Genomic DNA, 15,540 nt, shown 5'->3' with positions numbered 1-15,540 from the left:
CGCCGCGCCCCGGTGCCAGCGGGGTGAAAGCGCTGTTTTTGGGCTTTTATTCTGGCTATCATGCCCCGATCCCCTGCCCAATAATCGGGTTCCTACAGCCTGCGCCGCACTGAACCCGCTGCGCGCCTGTTCCCCTCTTTTTCCGCATGCCTCGCGGAAGGAAAGCCCAACGTGTCCGCTCCACCCGCCGCCGCCCCCGCCGCTCCTGCCAAGAGCAAGAAGATGCTCATCATCCTGGTGGTCGTCGTGTTGCTCCTGGTGGCCGGCGGCGGTGCCGCCTGGTTCTTCCTGTCCAAGCGCCACGCGGCCGATGACGAAGGCGGCGACGCCGCCGCCGCGCAACCCGCGCCGGCCGCGCACCATGTCGATCCCAAGACGCCTCCGACCTTCGTGCCCATCGACAACATGGTGGTCAACCTGGCCGACCCGGGCGGCGACCGCTATGCGCAGATCGGCATCACGCTGGAATTGTCCGACCCCAAGGTGGAAGCGCAGATCAAGCAGTTCATGCCCAGCATCCGCAGTGCCGTCCTGATGCTGATCTCGCAGCGCACCAGCGACGAGCTGCTGACCAAGGAAGGCAAGCAGAAGCTGGCGCTTGACATCCGCCGCGAAGTCTCCAAGCCGCTGGGCTACACCGTGCCCAAGCCGCGCAAGAAGCGCGCCTCCGAAGACGAGGACGACGACGAAGATGCCGCGCCCGCCCGCCCGGACAACAACCCGGTGCGCGGCGTGCTCTTTTCCAGCTTCATCATCCAGTGATCCTGGCGGAAGGCCCCAGCCATGAGTGAATCATTTCTGTCACAGGAAGAGGTCGATGCCCTTCTGGAGGGCGTCACCGGCGAGAGCCAGAAGACGGCCCAGGAGGAAGTCGATTCCGGCTCGGTCCGCAACTACGACATCTCCAGCCAGGAGCGCATCGTCCGCGGCCGGATGCCGACGATGGAAATCGTCAACGAACGGTTCGCGCGCAACTTCCGCATCGGCCTCTTCAACTTCATCCGCCGCAGCCCCGAGATCTCGGTCGGCACGGTGGCGGTGCAGCGCTACAGCGCCTTCCTGCGCGAACTGGCGGTGCCCACCAACTTCAACATCGTCGCCATCCGGCCGCTGCGCGGCAGCGGGCTGATCGTGTGCGAGCCCTCGCTGGTGTTCGGCATCATCGACACGCTCTACGGCGGCGTCGGCAAGTTCCAGACCCGGATCGAAGGGCGCGACTTCTCGCCCACCGAGCAGCGCGTGATCAACCGGCTGGTGGACGTGATCTGCGCCGAATACAAGAAGGCCTGGCACGGCATCTATCCGCTGGAGCTGGAATACCAGCGCTCGGAAATGCAGCCGCAGTTCGCCAACATCGCCACGCCCAGCGAGATCGTGGTGTCCACCGCGTTCCAGCTGGAAATCGGCGACTTGTCCGGCGCCATCCACGTCTGCATGCCCTACGCCACGCTGGAGCCCATCCGCGACGTGCTGTATTCGTCCACGCAGGGCGACTCGATCGAGGTGGACCGCCGCTGGGTGCGCGTGCTCACGCGCGAGATCCAGGCGGCCGAAGTGACCCTGGTGGCCGAATTGGCCCGGGCCGATGCCACGGTGGAGCAGCTGCTGGCCATGAAGCCGGGCGATTTCATCGAACTCGACCGCGAACCGCGCATCCGCGCGTCCATCGGCGGCGTACCGATCTTCGAGTGCCAGTACGGCACGCACAACGCCAAGTACGCCATCCGGATCGAAGAATGTCTGCGCAGCTCCGACGCGAGCTGGCTGGGAGAAAAAGATGTCCTCTGAAGATAACAAGGAAGGCGGCGGCGACGATCCGTTCGCTGGCTGGGCCGAAGCGCTGGAAGAACAGAAGACCACCGACGGCAAGCCGGGCGATGGCGACCAGGGCGGGCCGCTGTCCGGCGAGTCCATGCGCCCGTTCTCGGGCTCCGGCAACGACGCGCCGGTCAACGACATCAACATGGTGCTGGACATTCCCGTCCAGCTGTCCGTGGAGCTGGGCCGTACCAAGGTGCCGATCAAGTACATCCTGCAGCTCGCGCAGGGCTCGGTGGTCGAGCTCGACGCGCTGGCCGGCGAACCCATGGACGTGCTGGTCAACGGCTACCTCATCGCCCAGGGTGAGGTGGTGGTGGTGAACGACAAGTTCGGTATCCGCCTGACCGACGTGGTCACGCCTTCGGAGCGCCTGCGCCGTGTCAGCCGGGGCTAGCGGCGGCGGCATGGCCCAGACGCTGCTCTGGGTGGTGCTCTTCGTGGCCGCCATGGCGGCGCTGCCCTGGCTCGTGCGCCGCGTGCAGCAGCGCACGGCCGGCCGGCTGTCGGCCGGCGCGGGCGTGGGCGCATCGCGCGTGCTCTCGGCCGTGGCCGTGGGCCCGCAGCAGCGCGTGGTGACGGTGGAGGTCGGCCCCGAGCAGCAGCGCACGGTGCTGGTGCTGGGCGTCACGGCCCAGCAGGTCAACTGCCTGCACGTGCTGCCGCCCCGGCCTTCGGTGCCCGTGCCGGGCGCTGGCCGCGAACGCGCCGAACCGGCCTTCGCCAGCGCCATGGCCGCCGAGATGTCGGCGGCGGCGGCGGCGCCGCAGGAGCCCCGCATCCATGGCTGATCGTTTCCCCCTGCAGCGCGGCGCCGTGCGCTGCGCGCTGCTGTCGCTGGCCGCGCTGGCGGCGGCGCCCGCCGCGCTGGCCCAGACCGGCGGATCGCTTCCCCTGCTGATCGGCTCGGGCGCCGGCGGTGGCGGCAACAGCTATTCGGTGCCCATCCAGACGCTGCTGTTCTTCACGGCTCTGTCCTTCCTGCCGGCCGTGCTGCTGATGATGACGGGCTTCACCCGCATCGTCATCGTGCTGTCGCTGCTGCGCCAGGCCATCGGCACGCAGTCGGCGCCGCCCAACCAGGTCATCGTGGGGCTGTCGCTCTTTCTCACCTTCTTCGTGATGGGGCCGACCTTCGACCGCGTCTACCAGGACGCCTACGTGCCCTACACCAACAACACGATCAGCTTCGAGCAGGCGCTCGAGCGCGGCGAGGCGCCCATGCGCGCCTTCATGCTCAAGCAGACGCGGCAGTCGGACTTCGCCCTGTTCGCGCGGCTGGCCAAGCTGCCCGCCGATGCGAAGGGCGAGACCGCGCCCCTGCGCGTGCTGGTGCCGGCCTTCGTCACCAGCGAACTGAAATCGGCCTTTCAGATCGGCTTCATGATCTTCATCCCGTTCCTGGTGATCGACATGGTGGTGTCCAGCATCCTCATGTCGCTGGGCATGATGATGCTTTCGCCCGTGCTGGTCGCGCTGCCGTTCAAGCTGATGCTGTTCGTGCTGGCCGATGGCTGGAACCTGCTGATCGGCTCGCTCGCCGCCAGCTTCGCCACCTGAGGCGGGCCCGCGCCCGCCCCCGCCCTTTTCTTCGCCTGACCGCCGACCGACCCGGACCGCTGCCATGACCCCTCAATTCGCACTCACCGTGGGCCGCGAGGCGCTGACCCTGCTGCTGACCATCTCCATGCCCCTGCTGGGCGTGGTGATGGCCGTGGGCCTGCTGGTCAGCATCTTCCAGGCCGTCACGCAGATCAACGAGGCCACGCTGGCCTTCGTGCCCAAGCTGATCGCCGCCGTGGTGGTGTTCGCCATCGCCGGGCCCTGGATGGTCACCACGCTGGTGGACTACCTGCGCCGCACGATCGAAGCCATTCCCACGGTGGTCGGCTGACCGCGCCGCGGGCGGCCGGGCGCGCGCATGGGCTGAAGGGGCAGGGCGGGTGATCACCTTCACCGAGGCGCAGATCATGGCCTGGCTCACGCCGGTGCTCTGGCCCTTCCTGCGCGTGCTGGCCATGTTCACCGCCGCGCCGGTGTTCTCGATGCGCGCCATTCCGCTGCGCGCCAAGATCGGCCTGGCCTTCCTGGTGGCGCTGTGCGCCCAGGCCGTGCTGCCGGCCGCGCCCATCATCGACCTGAACGGCCGCGGCGCCCTGGGCGCGGTGGCGCAGCAGGTGGCCGTGGGGCTGGCGATCGGCTTCGCGGTGCGGCTGGTGTTTTCCACCATCGAGCTGGCCGGCGAGGTCATCGGCCTGCAGATGGGGCTGAACTTCGCCTCGTTCTTCGACCCCATGAGCAACGGGCAGGTGAGCGCGGTGGGCCGCTTCTTCGGCAACATGGCGACGCTGCTCTTCATCGTCATCAACGGGCACCTGCTGGTGCTGATGGCGGTGATCGAGAGCTTCAAGCGCTTTCCGGCCGACGGCAACTTCCTCGCCGCTCTGGGCCAGATGCGGATCCACGAGCTGGGCGCTTCCGTCTTCGCCAGCGCGCTCTGGATCGCGCTGCCCATGGTGGCGCTGCTGATGTTCGTGAACCTCGCGCTGGGCATCATCTCGCGCGTGGCGCCGCAGATGAACATCTACGCCGTGGGTTTCCCGGTCACGCTGGCCGTCGGCATGCTGGGCATCACGGCCACGCTGCCGATGCTGGAGCAGCCCGTGCTGAGCCTGCTGCAGCAGGCCATCGATCTGTTCGCGATCACGCGCTGAGTCCTGATGCGGGGCTGCACCTTGGCTCGCGCCTGCCCGCCCGGAGCGCTTCGCGGGCAAGGTATTTCGGGTGTTTTCGCCCTCAGGCGCGCAATACACCTGGGTTGTTTGCTATAGATTTGTGAGCAAGAGAATGCGCTGCGAGGCGCGTCACACCAGCTGGTTGCGGATGGCGTACACCGTGAGCTCCGCGTTGTTCGAGAGCTTGAGCTTTTCCAGCACCCGGGCGCGATAGACGCTCACGGTCTTGGGGCTGAGCATGAGTTCCTCGGCGATGTCCGAGAGCCGCTTGCCCGAGGCGATCTTGACCAGCGTCTGCAGCTCGCGCTCCGAAAGCGCCTCGTGCGGCATCTCGCTGGTCGGCTGCGCCAGGCTGTCGGCCAGCATCTGGGCCACCTCGGCCGTCAGGTATTTGCGCCCCTGCACCACCGTGCGCACGGCGGCGATCAGTTCCACCGGGTCGCCCGCCTTGTTGGCATAGCCTTGCGCGCCGGCCCGCAGGCAGCGCAGCGCGTACTGGTCTTCCGGGTACATGGAAACGATCAGCACCTTGAGGGCGGCATGCGTTTCCTTCAGGCTGGCCAGCACCTCCAGGCCGCTGCGGCCGGGCAGGTTCAGGTCCAGCAGCAGCACGTCGCAGGGAGCGGAGCGCAGAACGTCGCGCAACTCCGCATAACTGCCGGCTTCGCCCGTCACGGAAATGTCGGGCGCCTCGGTCAGCGTGTCGCGGATCCCCCGCCGCAGTACCGCGTGATCGTCACAAAGCACCACATGAATCACTGTGCAGCTCCTCCATCCGTGTCCACAGGCATGGCCGATGGTAGCTCCAGCGGCACCGACAGGATGATGGAGGTCCCCCGCCCGGGCTGGCTGCTGATGTCCAGCCAGCCGCCGACGGTGCGCGCGCGCTCCTGCAGGCCGCGCAGGCCGAACGAGCGGGGCTTGGCGCGGCTGGCTGCCAGGTCCATGCCTCGGCCGTTGTCGGTCACTTCCAGGGTCAGCGTGCCTTCGGTGTCGCCCAGGTCGATCCGCACCAGCGAGGCGGCGGCGTATTTGGACACATTGGTCAGCGCCTCCTGCGCGGTGCGGTAGGCCACCAGCTGCACGGCCGGCGGCAGTTCTGCCGTCGCGGGCGATGCGACGACGCGGGTGGCCACGCCCGTGCGGCGCTCGAAGCTCTCCGCCAGCCATTGCACCGCCGCCACCAGGCCCTGGTCGAGGATGGGCGGACGCAGGTTCATCATGATGCGCTGGCTCGCGTCGATGGCGTGCTGCAACATGTCCACCGCCGCGCCGGCGTGGCCGCGCATGGCGTCGGACTCGGTGTGCCGGCCGATCCAGGCGAGGTCGAACTTCACCGCCGTCAGCGCCCCGCCGATGTCGTCGTGGATCTCGCGGGCGATGGCGGCGCGTTCCTGTTCGATGGAGGTCTGCAGGTGTTCCGTGAGCTCGGCCAGGCGCCGTTCCGACTCCGCCAGCTCGGCCGCCGCCTGTTCGCGGGCGCGGCGCGCTTCGGCGACTTCGATGGCGCGGGCGATCACGTGCGGCAGCCGGCCCATATCGTCCTTGAGCAGGTAGTCCGAAATGCCCAGGCGCATCGCGTCCACCGCCGCGGCTTCGCCGATCGCGCCGGACAGCAGCACGAAAGGCGGCGGCGCGACGCGCTGCTGCACGGCCTTCCATGCATCCAGCGCGGTGAACCCCGGCAGGTGGTAGTCGGCCAGGATGAGATCGAAGGGCTCGGCGTCGAGGCTGTGCCCCAGAGCCTCCAGCGAATCGACGTGGCGGATTTCCGACACCACGCCTGCGCGCCGCAGCGTCAGGCGGGCCAGATCGTGGTCAATGATCGAATCTTCGAGGTGCAGAATGCGCAAGAACTTTTTACCTACACCGGAAGCCATGGGAGTCGGTATCATAGGATACATATTGGAACAAAATGGACCGGTCATCCGGCAGGGTTTGGTTCAGTCTCGGGTGCCACGTGCCGAACATGACTCATCAGAGGTGTGCCACATTGCCGCCTGAAGTCCTCATCGGAGTGTCGCGTGCCTTGCTGCCGCCTATAACGACGGAGAAACGATGCAATCTACGCTAACGCCGCCTGGGGAGCCAGGCGTACAGGTTCCGGTCATGGTGGCGGCAGAGTTGCAGGATTCGCTGCTGGTGGTCATGCACGACCTGCATCGGCTGGAAGGCCTGCTGAGCCATGCCACCGACAACCTGATGGACCGCTTCAGCGAAGCCAACAAGGCGCTCACCGACGACGTGGTGGGCGACTCCGCGCAGCTGGCGGCGCTGCGCACGGCGCTGCGCAGCGCGGTGACGGAGCTGCAGTTCCAGGACATGGCCTCGCAGCTGATCTGGCACACCACCAAGGTGTTGCAGGGCTGCGCCTTCCGGCTGGCGTCGGAAGCCATGGGTAGCGAAGAGGGCGAAGAAGCCGCACCGTTTGCCGAAATGGCACCCGACCGGCCCAATCCCGTCACGCAAAGTGAGATGGACGCCGGATCGATCGATCTTTTCTAAGGGCTTCCAGCCCCCGGTCACCTATATATTCAAGTCAGTTGGAGCCCTTACATGCAATCGATTCTCGCCGTTGATGATTCTCCGTCCATGCGGAAGATGGTGGCCTTCACGCTGACCAGCGCGGGCTATCACGTGGTGGAGGCAGTGGACGGCCAGGACGCCCTGGAAAAGGCGGAGTCCCACGACATCCACCTCGTGCTGGCAGACCAGAACATGCCGCGCCTGGACGGCATCGGCCTCACGCGCCGCCTGCGCGAACACCCGCGCTTCAAGACCATCCCCATCCTGATCCTGACCACCGAGTCCAGCGACCAGATGAAGCAGGCCGGCCGGAGCGCCGGTGCCACGGGCTGGCTGGTCAAACCCTTCGACCCCAATCGCCTCATCGAGGTGATTCAGAAAGTGATCCGCTGAGTGGACCGTTGCACGCAACGCCGTCTCTTCAGACCATCCCAAGCACACAGGAGCCCACAATAATGGCGGAAAGCTACCAAGAGGGCGCCGGCGGCGGCGCCGACTTCGACCTCAGTCAGTTCTATCAGATCTTCTTCGAGGAAGCCGGCGAGAACCTGGACCAGATGGAGCACATGCTGCTCGAGCTGGACCTGACGGCAGCCAACGACGAAGAGCTCAACGGCATCTTCCGCTGTGCGCACTCCATCAAGGGCGGGGCAGCGACCTTCGGCTTTGCCGACGTCGCCGAGCTGACGCACCAGATGGAGTCCTTGCTCGACCGTCTGCGCCGCCATGAACTGCAGCCCATTCCCCAGATGGTGGACGTGCTGCTGGAATCGGCCGATGCATCGCGCAGCCTGCTGGCCCGCCACCAGTCCGGCGGGCACGGCGAAGCCGTGTCCACGACTGAACTGGTGCGCCGCATCAGCGAACTGGCCGCCGGCGGCGTGCCGGAACTGGCGCCCGCTCCGGTGGCAGCGCCGGCCCCGGCACCCGTTGCCGCCTCGGCGCCTGTCGCCCAGGCTCCGGCGGCCCCGGCCAGCGCCGGTGGTGCGCGCTCGCTGCGCATCGACATCGGTCCTCTGAGCCGCCCCGAGCAGGCCGACCCCATCAAGGAACTGTTCCGGGACATCAACGGGCTGGGCACGATCAGCGACCTGCCCGCGTCCGCGACCGGCATGCGCTCGTTCGCGGTGGAGACCTCCTCCACCGACGAAGACCTGCTGGATCTGTTCGCCTTCCACGTGTCCAAGGAGCAGGTGGCCATCCGCCCGGCGGACGCGCCCGAGGCCGGTGCCGCAGCCGAAACGTCTGCAGACGCCTATGGCTTCTTCGCCGATTCGCCGGGCCTGCCCGTCGATGGCGTCGCCGCTGCCGCCCGCGTGCAGGCACAGCCGGCCAAGGCCGAGTCTTCGCGCGCCGTGGCCAGCGCCGAACCCAAGGCCGTGAGCCAGGCCCAGATGGAATCCACCACCATCCGCGTGGCGGTCAACAAGGTCGATCAGCTCATCAACCTGGTGGGCGAGCTCGTCATCACGCAAGCCATGCTGGCGCAGAACAGCCGCGGCCTGGACGGCGGGGTCTATCAGCAGCTGCTGGCCGGCCTGGCCGACCTGGACCGCAACACCCGCGATCTGCAGGAATCGGTCATGTCGATCCGCATGATCCCGATGACCATCGTGTTCAACCGCTTCCCGCGCATGCTGCGCGACCTGGCCAACAAGCTGGGCAAGAAGGTCGAATTCGTCACGCACGGCGAAGCCACCGAACTGGACAAGAGCCTGGTCGAGAAGATCACCGACCCGCTGACCCATCTGGTGCGCAACAGCTGCGACCACGGCATCGAAATGCCCGCCGAGCGCCTGGCCGCCGGCAAGCCCGAGCACGGCACCATCACCCTGTCGGCTTCGCACCAGGGCGGCTCGATCGTGATCGAGGTCCGCGACGACGGCAAGGGCCTGTCGCGCGAGAAGATCCTGCGCAAGGCGCGCGAGCGTGGCCTGGACGTGTCCGACCAGATGACCGACGCCGAGGTGTGGAACCTGATCTTCGCGCCCGGCTTCTCCACCGCCGAAGTGGTGACCGACGTGTCGGGCCGCGGCGTGGGCATGGACGTGGTCAAGAAGAACATCGCCGCGCTCAACGGCTCGGTCGAGATCGACTCCGCCGAAGGCTACGGCATGCGCGTGTCGGTGCGCCTGCCGCTCACGCTGGCCATCATGGACGGCATGTCCGTCGGCGTGGCCGACGAGGTGTACATCCTGCCCCTGTCCTCCGTGGTCGAATCCTTCCAGGTCAACCCGGACGACGTGAACACCGTGGCGCAGGGCTCGCAGCTGGTGAAGGTGCGTGACGAATACATGCCCGTCATCTCGCTGGAGCGCGCCTTCCAGGTGCCCCGCGGCGACAGCGGCAAGTCCAGCAACATCATGGTGGTGGTCGAGGCCGACGGCAGCCGCGTGGCGCTGCTGGTGGACGAGCTGCTGGGCCAGCACCAGGTCGTGGTCAAGAACCTCGAAACCAACTATCGCAAGGTGCCGAACGTATCGGGCGCGACCATCCTGGGTGACGGCACCGTGGCGCTGATTCTGGACACGGGCGCTCTGGTGCGCCGTGCCCGGCATTGATTCGCATGAACCCCGCTAGCGTGGAGCAACAAGGAGCCTCGGCATGAACGTAATGGAAAAGACGGATGAGACTGCGGTCGCCGGCGCAAGGGAGTACCTGACCTTCCGGCTCGACCAGGAAGAGTACGGGATCGACATCCTGAAGGTGCAGGAGATCCGCGGTTACGAGCCGCCCACCCGCATCGCCAACGCCCCGGCCTTCATCAAGGGCGTGACCAATCTGCGCGGCACCATCGTGCCCATCGTGGACATGCGGCTCAAGTTCAACTGCTCGCAGGCCGAATACAACAGCTTCACGGTGGTCATCATCCTGAACCTGCGCACGCGCGTGGTCGGCATCGTGGTCGATTCGGTGAGCGACGTGATGGAACTGGCGGCCGAGAACATCCGTTCCGCACCGGACATCGACAGCGCGATCGACAACAACTGCATCCTCGGCCTGGGTTCGGTGAACGAGCGCATGTTGATCCTGCTGGATATCGAGAAGCTCATGTCCAGCGTGGACATGGGCCTGATGTCCGAGCAGGACTGATCGGGCGACGGGGTGGGCCGGGGTCTCCCGTCTCCATCCCGTTCCGGCTGGCCCCCTGCGGCAATTGAAGCGCCGCCCCACCTTTTGAGCGGAGACGAACCGAATGCGCCCCCACATCAGTCCCGCCCCCAGCGCCAGCGATGCGCTGACCGCGGCACCCACCGGCCCCCTGGCGCAAGGCCGTGAGTTCGTCTGGACCAATGCCGATTTCTCCCGGGTACAGGCGCTGATCTATCAGCGCGCCGGCATCAGCCTGCACGACGGCAAGCACGCCATGGTCTACAGCCGGCTGTCGCGCCGGCTGCGGGAAACCGGGCATTCGAGCTTCCACGAATACCTGGGCTGGCTGGAAAAGCACGACGGCCCGGAGTGGCAGGAGTTCGTCAACGCCCTCACCACGAACCTGACGGCGTTCTTCCGCGAGCAGCACCACTTCGAGATCTTCGCCCAGCACCTTCGCACGCGGCCGGCGGGGCCGTGGCATGTGTGGTGCAACGCCGCCTCGACGGGCGAGGAGCCTTACTCCATCGTCATGACGGCCTTCGAGAGCCTGAGCTCGGCGTCCAGCTTCAAGCTCACTGCCAGCGATATCGATTCGCGGGTGCTGGCGACGGCGTCCGAAGGGGTCTATCGGCTCGACAGCCTCAAGGGCGTCAGCCCGGAGCGGATGCAGAAGTTCTTCCTGCGCGGCAAGGCCTCCAATTCCGGCCTCGTGCGGGTCAAGCCCGAACTGCGCCGGGCCATCGACTTTCTGAGCGTCAACCTCATCCGGGACGACTGGCCCTTCCGCGAGCCCTTCGACGTGGTGTTCTGCCGCAACGTCATGATCTATTTCGACGGGCCCACCCAGCGGCGGGTGCTCGAGCGCATCCACCGGGTGCTCAAGCCGGGGGGGATGCTGTTCGTCGGCCATGCCGAGAACTTCAGTGAATCCCGCGACCTTTTCACCCTGCGTGGCAAGACGGTCTATGAACGTCGCTGACTGATCCCATGGCCTCGATCCAGAAAAAGCTTCCATGACCACCAACCGTCCAGGATCTCCCCCCGCGTCGCCCGCGCAGCCTTTCGGTGCCCTGGAGCGGCGCCGGGCGCCCCGCATCGCGCCACTCAGTGCCGACATCTACTCCCCGGGCGGCGCTGCAGCCGGCCCCGCCAAGGAATCCACCCTGCAGGAGCTCAAGTCCGCGCCGCGCAAGCCGGGTGAAGCCTCGTTTTTCTTCCTGGACCATCACTTCCAGCACAATGCGGTCAAGGTGCTGCCGGGCGAATACTTCGTTTCCAACGAGAGCCTGGTCATCATGACGGTGCTGGGTTCGTGCATCGCGGCGTGCCTGTGGGATAGTCGGTCCCGCGTGGGCGGCATGAATCACTTCATGCTGCCGGACGGGGACTCCAACGACGTGTCGGGCCGTTATGGTTCGTACGCCATGGAATTGTTGATCAACGAGATGCTCAAGCTCGGCGCGCGGCGCGAGTCGATGCAGGCCAAGGTCTTCGGTGGCGGGCAGGTGATGCACAACTTCACGACCATGAATGTCGGGGAGCGCAATACGCAGTTCGTGATGAACTACCTGCAGACCGAGCGCATTCCCATCGTGTCGGAAGACGTGCTGGACATCTACCCGCGCAAGGTGGTTTTCTTCCCGGTCACTGGCAAGGCCATGGTCAAGCGCCTGGCGCATGCCCATCCGGAAGCATCCGCGGCGCAGGAGGTGCGTGGCAACGTTGTCACGGTGGCCAAGGCGACGGCGGGCGGCTCGGTGGATCTTTTTTGAGTAGGTCTAACGAAAGTTGTACGGAATGAGCAGGAAGATTCGCGTCATCGTGGTGGACGATTCCGCACTGGTGCGCAGTTTGTTGGCCGAAATCATCAACCGGCAGCCCGACATGGAGTGCATCGGCACGGCCAATGACCCGCTGATCGCGCGCGAGATGATCCGGGAGACCAATCCCGATGTGATCACGCTCGACGTCGAGATGCCGCGCATGGACGGCATCGACTTCCTGGGCCGCCTGATGCGCCTGCGCCCCATGCCGGTGGTGATGATCTCCACGCTGACCGAGCGCGGGGCCGAAGTGACCATGCGCGCGCTCGAACTGGGCGCCGTCGATTTCGTGGCCAAGCCGCGCGTGGGCCTGTCCAGCGGGCTGACGGAACTGGCCGCCCAGATCGTCGAGAAGATCCGCGTGGCGGCCGTGGCACATGTGCGGCGCGCCCCCGTGCGGGATCCCGCCACCGCCGCGCAGTCATCCGGCGGCTCGGGCGCGGCAGCCGCTGCTGCGCCCGTGTCGTCGGCCACCTTGCTGGGCCGCGTGTCCACCGAGAAGCTCATCTGCATCGGCGCCTCCACGGGCGGCACCGAAGCCATCCGCGAAGTGCTGGTCCAGATGCCGGCCGACTCGCCCGCCATCGTCATAACCCAGCACATGCCGCCAGGCTTCACCACCAGCTTCGCGGCCCGGCTCAACGGGCTGTGCAAGATCACGGTGAAGGAAGCCGTGCACGGCGAACGTATCCTGCCGGGCCACGCGTACATCGCTCCCGGCGGCACCCAGTTCCATGTGGCACGCAGCGGTGCCAACTACGTGGCGGTGGTGGATGACGGCCCGCCGGTCAACCGCCACAAGCCATCGGTCGAGGTGCTGTTCAAGTCCGCAGCCGCCGTCGTGGGCCGCAATGCCTACGGCATCATGCTGACCGGCATGGGCAATGACGGCGCGGCCGCCATGCGCGAGATGAAGAACGCCGGCAGCTACAACTACGTGCAGGACGAGGCCACCTGCATCGTCTTCGGCATGCCCCGCGAAGCCATCGCCCATGGCGCGGCGGACGAGGTGCTGCCGCTGACCCAGATTGCGCCGGCACTCATCGCACGCCTGCGCGGCTCGACCGATCGGGTGCATCACCGCATCTGAGGTCTTTCAGCCCCGGGTTGCCACCCGGGGCTGCTCCGTTCGCTCAGCCTGCCAGGATTTCCCAGCGCTCCAGTGCCTGCAGCAGCAGCGTCTCGATTTCCGCATCGCGTGCATGCAGCATGGCACCCCGGGCGGCATCCCGCGCATAGATGCTGCCATCCGCCAGCTCTTCCTGAATCTGCTTTTGCTCCTGTTCCAGTGCGGCGATCAGTTCGGGCAACTGATCCAGTTCCCGCTGCTCCTTGTAGCTGAGCTTCTTTTTTGATAGCGGCTCACGCGCGCCCTGAGCGGGCTGCGATGCATTCGGGCTGGAAGAAGAGGCTACCACCGTCGGCGCCGTGGCCGGTGTTTGCGCGGCGGCGGGCTGGGCGCCGGCCTGCGCCGCCAGGGCCTTGGTGCGGCGGGACTGCGTCAGCCAGTCCTGCACGCTGCCCTCGTATTCGCGCCACTGGCCCTGGCCCTCGCAGGCGATGGTGCTCGTTACCACGTTGTCCAGGAAGGTCCGGTCATGGCTGACGAGGAACACGGTGCCGTCGTAGCTCTGCAGCAGTTCCTCCAGCAGATCCAGCGTGTCGATATCCAGGTCGTTGGTCGGCTCGTCCAGCACCAGCACGTTCGCGGGGCGCGCGAACAGCCGCGCCAGCAGCAGTCGGTTGCGCTCACCGCCCGAGAGCGACCGCACCGGCGAGTGGGCGCGGGCGGGAGAGAACAAAAAGTCGCTGAGGTAGCTCTTGACGTGCTTGCGCTGGTTGCCGATCTCGATCCACTCGCTGCCGGGGCTGATGAAGTCCTCCAGCGTCGCATCCAGATCCACTGCATTGCGCATCTGGTCGAAATAGGCGATCTGCAGGTTGCTGCCGCGCCGAATGGTGCCGGCATCCGGCATCAGCTCGCCAAGGATCAGCTTGAGCAGGGTGGTCTTGCCGGCGCCATTGGGGCCGATCAGCCCGACCTTGTCGCCCCGCAGGATGGTGCCCGTGAAGTTGGTCACGATCGCCTTGTCGCCGAATGCCTTGGTCACGTTCGACAGCTCGGCCACGATCTTGCCCTGGTAGCCGTTCTGGCTGCCCGAAGCGACATCCATCTTCACGCTGCCCAGGGCTTCCCGCCGCTCGGCGCGCTGGGCCCGCAGTTCCTGCAGACGCCCGATACGGCTCTGGCTGCGCGTGCGCCGTGCTTCCACCCCGCGGCGGATCCAGACTTCCTCCTGTGCCAGCAACTTGTCCGCCTTGGCTGCGATCACCGCTTCCTGTGCCAGTTGCTCTTCCTTCTGCGCGACGTACTGTGCGAAGTTGCCGGGATAGGAGCGCAACTCTCCGCGGTCCAGCTCGACGATCCGGGTGGCGACCCGGTCCAGGAAGGCGCGATCGTGGGTAATGGTGACCACGCTGCCCTTGAAGTCGAGCAGCAGTTCTTCCAGCCACTCGATGGAGTCGAGATCCAGGTGGTTGGTCGGCTCATCTAATAAGAGAACATCAGGGCGAGCCACCAGCGCCTGGGCCAGCGCCACCCGTTTCTTGGTGCCGCCAGAGAGATCGCCCACCTTGGCATTGCCGTCCAGGTGCAGGCGATGCAGCGTCTCTTCGACCCGCTGCTCCCAGTTCCAGGCGTCGTAGGCCTCGATCTGCGTCTGCAATGCGTCCAGATCGAGTCCCTCGGCGCCAGAGAGATATTGGTCACGCACGGCGATCACGGCGCTCAGGCCCTGGGAGGCTGCCTCGAATACCGTGGAGGCCGGGTCCAGCAGCGGCTCCTGCGCTACATAAGTGATACGGGCGTTCTGCTGGACATGCATTGCCCCGTCGTCCGGCTTGGCGATGCCGCCCAGAATCTTCAGCAGGGAGGACTTCCCGGCGCCGTTCCGTCCGATGAGGCCGACCCGCTCGGCGACCTCCAGGGAAAAGCCTGCGTGGTCGAGCAGCGCGACATGCCCAAAGGCCAGTTGCGCATTGATAAGTGTGATGAGAGCCATGGCCCATTATCAGTGGGCCCCCGTGGCGAGGGCGTTGCAGGGGGCCATGGGCCTGCGCCAGAAGTCTGTAAGACAAATTTCAAGAACTTCGTGCGACAGCACCAAAAACGTCGTACACTAGCGGGCTTGGCGCAGTCGAGGCAACGAAAGGAGCTTCGAAGGTGTTGAGAAAAAAGGTTGGTTTTGAGTTGCGGCTGGTTGAAAAATCGGTGTAGAATTCAAGGCTTCGCTGAACGGGGTTGGTTGCTGATGCGATCGGTTCTGTGAAGTGAAAATAAAGACCTTCGGTCTTGACGGTGTTTAAAAAATGCTGTTATAATCGAGGGCTTCGCTGAAAGCGGTTTGCGAAAGCAAGTTGATTAAAGCGAATAACCTTCAAGTTTGACAGGACTTTAAAAAACCTGTTAGAATTCAAGGCTCTGCTGATCGCAGCAAAGCTTGAAAGAAAAGAAGAGATTCTGATCTTTCGGTTCCTTAAAA

17 protein-coding genes are annotated in these 15,540 nt (G+C 65.8%); 14 read left to right on the top strand and 3 right to left on the bottom strand.

The genetic code is table 11. From position 1 onward, the window contains the following. The first annotated feature begins 222 nt into the window (after nt 1–222). The 7 genes from BM070_RS22270 to fliR all read left to right on the top strand — a co-directional run bounded on the left by BM070_RS22270 (nt 223) and on the right by fliR (nt 4,532). Nucleotides 223–762 (top strand): flagellar basal body-associated FliL family protein, encoded by a 540-nt coding sequence (locus BM070_RS22270; protein ID WP_092942150.1) that lies wholly within the window; start codon nt 223–225, stop codon nt 760–762. A 21-nt stretch (nt 763–783) separates the two neighbouring features. Beyond that, a complete protein-coding gene (fliM, locus tag BM070_RS22265) occupies nt 784–1,788 on the top strand; it encodes a flagellar motor switch protein FliM (protein WP_092942045.1) in 1,005 nt (334 codons plus the stop codon). Further along, nucleotides 1,778–2,215, top strand: a complete 438-nt coding sequence (gene fliN / locus BM070_RS22260; RefSeq protein WP_092942043.1) for a flagellar motor switch protein FliN — start codon at nt 1,778–1,780, stop codon at nt 2,213–2,215. Before fliM ends, fliN begins: the two co-directional genes overlap by 11 nt. Before the next feature lie 10 nt (nt 2,216–2,225). Further along, entirely contained in the window at nt 2,226–2,609 is a 384-nt protein-coding gene (locus BM070_RS22255; RefSeq protein WP_092942042.1) for a FliO/MopB family protein, read from the top strand. Continuing rightward, entirely contained in the window at nt 2,602–3,378 is a 777-nt protein-coding gene (gene fliP / locus BM070_RS22250) for a flagellar type III secretion system pore protein FliP (protein WP_092942040.1), read from the top strand. The genes BM070_RS22255 and fliP overlap by 8 nt, the downstream gene beginning before the upstream one ends. 64 nt (nt 3,379–3,442) lie before the next feature. Then, nucleotides 3,443–3,712, top strand: coding sequence for a flagellar biosynthesis protein FliQ (gene fliQ, locus BM070_RS22245; RefSeq protein ID WP_092942038.1), 270 nt, complete (start codon nt 3,443–3,445; stop codon nt 3,710–3,712). 49 nt (nt 3,713–3,761) lie between these two features. After that, complete coding sequence (gene fliR / locus BM070_RS22240; RefSeq protein ID WP_092942037.1) at nt 3,762–4,532, top strand: flagellar biosynthetic protein FliR; 771 nt, start codon at nt 3,762–3,764, stop codon at nt 4,530–4,532. A 150-nt stretch (nt 4,533–4,682) separates the two neighbouring features. Here fliR and BM070_RS22235 read toward each other — a convergent pair whose 3' ends face one another. Both BM070_RS22235 and BM070_RS22230 read right to left on the bottom strand, forming a co-directional pair. After that, entirely contained in the window at nt 4,683–5,312 is a 630-nt protein-coding gene (locus tag BM070_RS22235; protein ID WP_092942035.1) for a response regulator, read from the bottom strand. Further along, the gene (locus BM070_RS22230; RefSeq protein WP_092942033.1) at nt 5,309–6,448 is read right to left on the bottom strand and encodes a hybrid sensor histidine kinase/response regulator; all 1,140 of its coding nucleotides are present in this window, start codon (nt 6,446–6,448) and stop codon (nt 5,309–5,311) included. The genes BM070_RS22235 and BM070_RS22230 overlap by 4 nt, the downstream gene beginning before the upstream one ends. 163 nt (nt 6,449–6,611) lie before the next feature. Here BM070_RS22230 and BM070_RS22225 point away from each other — a divergent pair, with 163 nt between their 5' ends. The 7 genes from BM070_RS22225 to BM070_RS22195 all read left to right on the top strand — a co-directional run bounded on the left by BM070_RS22225 (nt 6,612) and on the right by BM070_RS22195 (nt 13,088). Then, on the top strand, nt 6,612–7,058 hold the full coding sequence (locus BM070_RS22225; protein WP_092942031.1) for a hypothetical protein: 447 nt from the start codon (nt 6,612–6,614) through the stop codon (nt 7,056–7,058). Between the two features lie 51 nt (nt 7,059–7,109). Then, entirely contained in the window at nt 7,110–7,472 is a 363-nt protein-coding gene (locus tag BM070_RS22220) for a response regulator (RefSeq protein ID WP_092942029.1), read from the top strand. A 62-nt stretch (nt 7,473–7,534) separates the two neighbouring features. After that, nucleotides 7,535–9,640 carry a chemotaxis protein CheW gene (locus BM070_RS22215; protein WP_092942027.1) on the top strand — a complete coding sequence of 702 codons (2,106 nt, stop codon included), beginning with the start codon at nt 7,535–7,537 and terminating at the stop codon, nt 9,638–9,640. A gap of 43 nt (nt 9,641–9,683) precedes the next feature. Continuing rightward, complete coding sequence (locus BM070_RS22210) at nt 9,684–10,172, top strand: chemotaxis protein CheW (protein WP_092942025.1); 489 nt, start codon at nt 9,684–9,686, stop codon at nt 10,170–10,172. Nucleotides 10,173–10,275: 103 nt separating this feature from the next. After that, on the top strand, nt 10,276–11,154 hold the full coding sequence (locus BM070_RS22205) for a CheR family methyltransferase (protein WP_245785334.1): 879 nt from the start codon (nt 10,276–10,278) through the stop codon (nt 11,152–11,154). Nucleotides 11,155–11,188: 34 nt separating this feature from the next. Then, the gene (gene cheD, locus BM070_RS22200) at nt 11,189–11,947 is read left to right on the top strand and encodes a chemoreceptor glutamine deamidase CheD (RefSeq protein ID WP_092942023.1); all 759 of its coding nucleotides are present in this window, start codon (nt 11,189–11,191) and stop codon (nt 11,945–11,947) included. A 25-nt stretch (nt 11,948–11,972) separates the two neighbouring features. Further along, nucleotides 11,973–13,088 carry a protein-glutamate methylesterase/protein-glutamine glutaminase gene (locus BM070_RS22195; protein WP_092942021.1) on the top strand — a complete coding sequence of 372 codons (1,116 nt, stop codon included), beginning with the start codon at nt 11,973–11,975 and terminating at the stop codon, nt 13,086–13,088. Nucleotides 13,089–13,131: 43 nt separating this feature from the next. Here the strand turns inward: BM070_RS22195 and BM070_RS22190 are convergent, their stop codons facing one another. After that, nucleotides 13,132–15,060 carry an ATP-binding cassette domain-containing protein gene (locus BM070_RS22190; protein ID WP_092942019.1) on the bottom strand — a complete coding sequence of 643 codons (1,929 nt, stop codon included), beginning with the start codon at nt 15,058–15,060 and terminating at the stop codon, nt 13,132–13,134. Nucleotides 15,061–15,540 lie beyond the last annotated feature (480 nt).

Source organism: Paracidovorax wautersii (genome assembly GCF_900113035.1).
Taxonomy (GTDB): Bacteria; Pseudomonadota; Gammaproteobacteria; order Burkholderiales; family Burkholderiaceae_C; genus Paracidovorax; species Paracidovorax wautersii.
Note: the sequence above shows the minus strand (reverse complement) of the source record. Positions and strands in the feature narration are given on the sequence as shown.